Annotated in this window: 4 protein-coding genes; 3 read left to right on the plus strand and 1 reads right to left on the minus strand. The window is 58.2% G+C overall.

From position 1 onward, the window contains the following. From APH41_RS29170 to APH41_RS27620, 3 genes are all read left to right on the plus strand, one after another. The coding region (locus APH41_RS29170; protein ID WP_256220351.1) for a DUF5629 family protein at positions 1 to 283 on the plus strand (283 nt) is incomplete at its 5' end. Next, entirely contained in the window at positions 273 to 1,445 is a 1,173-nt protein-coding gene (locus APH41_RS27615; protein ID WP_054922650.1) for a lactonase family protein, read from the plus strand. The genes APH41_RS29170 and APH41_RS27615, both read left to right, overlap by 11 nt. 156 nt (positions 1,446 to 1,601) lie before the next feature. After that, positions 1,602 to 1,781 (plus strand): hypothetical protein, encoded by a 180-nt coding sequence (locus APH41_RS27620; RefSeq protein ID WP_034126032.1) that lies wholly within the window; start codon positions 1,602 to 1,604, stop codon positions 1,779 to 1,781. Between the two features lie 57 nt (positions 1,782 to 1,838). Here the strand turns inward: APH41_RS27620 and APH41_RS27625 are convergent, their stop codons facing one another. Continuing rightward, positions 1,839 to 3,398 (minus strand): hypothetical protein, encoded by a 1,560-nt coding sequence (locus APH41_RS27625; RefSeq protein WP_054922651.1) that lies wholly within the window; start codon positions 3,396 to 3,398, stop codon positions 1,839 to 1,841. Positions 3,399 to 3,697: the final 299 nt, after the last annotated feature.

Here is a 3,697-nt window from a genome sequence, read left to right on the forward strand (position 1 = left end):
TGCCGACACCCTGACCTGCGTCCTTGCCACCAGCGATATGCTGATCATCAATGGGCTGCACGCTTTTGACTTCGAGCTTGATCAGCAACTGCAGATCCAAAGCATGGATGGCCGGGAACTCAAGCGTTGGACCTTCAGTCCAGAACAATTGCAGGCGGCTACCTTTGACGAGAGCTTGCAAAGCTGGTTGCTGATCAACGACGACGGTGAACACCGTCTGGTCTGCTTGAGCGCCATCCAGGGCGACAACAATAACGACGAGGACGAAGCAGATGATGCGTAAATTCTGGCCCCTGCTGATGGCAGGCAGTGTCGGTGCGATGTCGGTGCAGGCCGCACCGGCCGATATCCATGAACTGTTGGTCGGCAGCTATACGGCCGGCACCAGTGAAGGGATCTACCGCCTGCAATTCGACAGTAGCACCGGGCAGTTCAGCGGCAAGCCAGTGCTGGCGGCGAAAACCGCCAACCCTTCCTGGCTGACGATCTCCAAAGACCAGAAGCAGTTGTTTGTGGTCAATGAGAACGGCCCCGGCCAGGCAGACCCGGTGGGGCGTGTCAGCAGCTATAGCATCGACCCCCAGAACCACCAGTTGACCCTGATCAACCAGGTGCAGAGCCTGGGCAATGAGCCGACCCATTCCAGTGTGGCCGCCGATGGGCGCTACCTGTTCGTCGCCAACTATTCGGTGGTGGAAGACCCGGGTGGCAGCCTGGCGATCCTGCCGGTGGATGCCAGCGGCAAGCTGTCGGCACCGGTGCAATTGAGCGGGCACCCGGCCAGCCGTGTGAACCCGGAGCGCCAGGCGTCCAACCATGTGCATTCGGTCGTGTCGTCGCCGGACGGCAAGTATGTATTCGTGCAGGACCTGGGCGCGGACAAGGTGTTTGCCTACCGCTACGACCCCAAGGCCAATCACGAACTGCCACTGACGGCGGCCGACCCGGCGTCGGTGCAGTTGCCACCGGGCAGCGGCCCGCGTCACTTGCTGTTCAGCGCGGACGGCAAGCACGCCTGGCTGACCACTGAGATGAGCGCCCAGGTAGCCGTGTTCGATTACAACGACGGCAAGCTGACGCAAACCCAGTTGCTCGACTATGCCGCCGGCCAACCGGTGTCCGACAAGGCCGGTGCGGCGTTGCATGCGTCAAACGACGGCAAATTCCTGTACGTGAGCAACCGTGGCACGGCCAATCAGATGCTGGTGTTCAGTATCGATCCAGCCACCGCGCACCTCAAGGAAATCCAGCGGCGTTCTGTCGAAGGCGACCATCCGCGTGAGTTCAGCCTCGACCCTAGCGGAAAATTCCTGCTGATCGCCAACCAGAAAAGCAATGAAATTGTCGTCGTCGAGCGCGACCCCAAGACCGGCCTGCTGGGTAAAACCGTGCAGAAATTGCCGATCGATGCCCCCAGTGACCTCAAGTTCCTGGTGCGTCAATAAGCCACAGGCCCCGCACTGCGGGGCCTGAGCCTTTGTATTAATCGCAGTGATAACGGCTACTGTTTCAAAGCATTTCTAAGGTTCAACCCTCGGGCGTAAGTTGGGTTCCAAGGCCTTCCCAGGCCACCCAACCAAACGAACACAAGGGTTACCGCCATGAACTTCAATCTCTTCTCGATCATCGCTGCTTCTGCTGTTTCCGCCACCGTGGCCTTGCCTGCCGCCGCCAGCGTGGAAGTCACCGGCAAAAAATCCAATGTCACGGCCTATACCCAGAAATACCTGCAACAGAGTGCCAACTTTTATGCGGCGCTGGATCACAAGATTCAAAACTGATTGTCGAGCGACTCAAACCCCAAGCCACTCGCGAGAGTGCCTTGGGGTTTGACGTATCTAGCTGATGGTCAATATCCGACGCAAGGATTCATTCAGGTCTATTGCGCGCGCGCGGGTGAAGCTGCTTGAGATCACGTAATAGAACTCGAAGCTGTAGCCTTTGAACTGGCGCAATTGTTCCCAGTAAAACACCTGCTTGACCGGCGCACCGACGGGCCAGGATTGGCCGACGACTTGTGTCTCGGTATGGAGGATCACCTCGTTCAACCCTTTTACAAGTCGAAAGATCCACAGAATCTCGTCGGTGGGTTGCCGCCAGGCATAGTAGGGGCAGCGTGCGATGACATGCGCCGGGTCGTTACCGATGTGATCGTCTGGGTAGCCCTCAAGGTCCGGTGGCTCCAGGCGAACCACTGAGCCTCTGACCTCGGCGCTGGTTTTCTTGGAGTACACCTCGTAGGGCGGGCCGGACTTTCTCAATACGAAGCTGGTCTCCACCCGGCCCTCAGCGGCCATCCGTATATCAAGGTAATCGATGAACACTGAATAGACCTGGCCACCTCGCCTGATCTCGACAAATTTGTGAATGATTTTGACGCCACCTTTAGGCGGGTAGATGCGAAACATTACATCATAAATATCACCCACCTGGCCCACGCTTGACGGCGTGCGAACCTGCAGCTCCAGGGGGTTTTCCCCCACGACTTCAAGGTCGATATAGCCAGGTGGCCCGCCATTGACAATGACGGGGCCATCCGTCAGGTGCTGGCCCAGGTTCACCGAGACCTCCACGCTGGCCGAGCCGGGCGTCGAGACATTCCCCACCAGATCCCGCACCTCCAGCCAGACGTACAGACGATCACTGTCGCCGGCTTCAAGCAAATCCGCATAGGTCACCAGGATCACTGTGGGCTTGAGAGCCCCCGCAATGTTTTGCGTCTTGATCACCGATCCCCAGTGAAGATCGACTTCATCGGTTGGATTGGTGTTTGGGGGCGGCTGGAGCGTGATAGTGACGCCTTTGCTGGCGTTGCCTGGGACGATGACCGTCTCGGATACGCTGAATTTCAGTCCTGAATGCCCGGGTACTGTAGGGCCATCGTTGTCGTCACCGGCGGGAAGGTCGGTCTTGACCAGCGTCAGCAGCGGGTAAGACCTGTCGTAGTCCGTGCCGCCGGCATAGTGGACCACATACACCAGGGCATACGGGCCGTCGGGCAGGTCCTTCTGTTCGGCGGCGAAAAAGTAGGCGTTGTTCAGCTCCTCGCCAGGTTTGAGCTGCTTGGTGGCGAGTACCGACACAGTGCCGTCGTCGAGTAGTTTACCGACGGTGATGACATCGCCGGGGGCCGCGGCCCAGCCTTTGTCTACCTGAATCGTCATGCCCGACTCAAACAACCACTTCGGGACGCCAGCGTCGTAGCCTTTGACGTTCTCACTCATGCCGGGAATGTAAAGCCGATCAAGGTACTTGGGCGCCTTCTTTTCCTCCAGCGTCATGATGGTGTGTGATGGGGCCGGAACCTTCTGTTTGGCAGAGGCTTTGGTTTTGGTCTTTCCCTCTGCCGCTGCTGGCTTGGTCGCAGGCGCGGATGTCTGGTTTTTTTTGGCTGGCATGGCTGTTCTCCTGTTCCTGCGAAGTGTGCTGTTGGCGCTATCAAACGCCTGAATCCGGGCATTGGCTACTGTCAGAATTAACAGGTACCGATCCAGGTGCATCCTGCACTACCTGTTAATTCTGACAGTAGGCACGCCGCGATTTCAGGCGTTTGATAGTGGTAAGCCAACAGCGCACGACCGTGAGGATTCTCGCCATGCCCAAGATCAAAACACTTGACCCCCTCTTGCCGCCCATCGTTGTTCCGCTGATGGAACCGGCCATTGATGGTGATATCGAAGGGGCGCATGGCGGTATC

The sequence above is a fragment of the Pseudomonas sp. NBRC 111138 genome (assembly GCF_001320835.1).
GTDB classification, from domain to species: Bacteria; Pseudomonadota; Gammaproteobacteria; order Pseudomonadales; family Pseudomonadaceae; genus Aquipseudomonas; species Aquipseudomonas paracarnis.